Source organism: Bartonella sp. TT110JLCBS (assembly GCF_042193405.1).
In the GTDB taxonomy this organism is placed as follows: Bacteria; Pseudomonadota; Alphaproteobacteria; order Rhizobiales; family Rhizobiaceae; genus Bartonella.
On record NZ_JBHILT010000173.1, the window covers coordinates 1 to 831 of the forward strand.

General features: G+C 36.3%; 1 protein-coding gene. It reads left to right on the forward strand.

The window, feature by feature from the left end:
• Positions 1-831: type IV secretory system conjugative DNA transfer family protein (locus ACFILW_RS10260; protein ID WP_375685788.1), on the forward strand; the 831-nt coding region annotated here is incomplete at both ends.

The following is an 831-nucleotide window of genomic DNA, read 5'->3' on the forward strand; positions in this document are numbered from 1 at the left end:
TTTGACCCTTCAACTGAAATCGCTCCAATGGTAAAAAAAACAAGGCAGCTGTCAAACAGAAAAGTATACGTTCTTGATCCCCATGGAGATTCAACAAAAACTTTTAATCCTTTAGATTGGTTATTAGATAAAAATATCCCTATTTGTGAAAAGGAAGTAGGTCTCGTAGAGACAGCACGACTCCTCCTTTCAGAAAATTATAGATCCACTTCAACCGATCAATTTTTTATCTCTCATGCTCACAATTTGTTAACAGGTCTACTTGCACATGTCGTCTTTTCTGATGAATACAAAGAACATGAAAAAAACTTAAAAACACTTCGTATGATTGTATCAGAACCAGAACCATCGGTTATTGGAAAATTGAAATCAATACAATCAAATTCTTCATCACAATTCATTCGTGAAACCCTCGGGGTCTTTACCAATATGGCACAGCAAACTTTCTCTAGTGTTTATGCTACTGCTTCTAAAGATACCCAATGGCTTTCCCTTGATAATTATGCCGACCTTATAAGTGGTGACGACTTTAAAACAACTGATATTGCAAAAGGAAATATCGATATCTTTTTGAATATTCCGTCCAAAATTCTAAAATCTTACCCTGGTGTGGGACGGATTCTTGTTGGTTCTCTTCTCAAAGCTATGGAAGCCGCAAATGGAAACTATGAAAAAAGAGTCCTCTTTGTTTTAGATGAGATTGATCTGTTAGGATATATGAACATCTTAGAAGAAGCTCGTGACCGTGGTCGTAAATATGGAATATCTCTCATGCTCTTTTACCAATCTATAGGACAAATTGAACGTCATTTCGGTTCATCGGGTGCTATG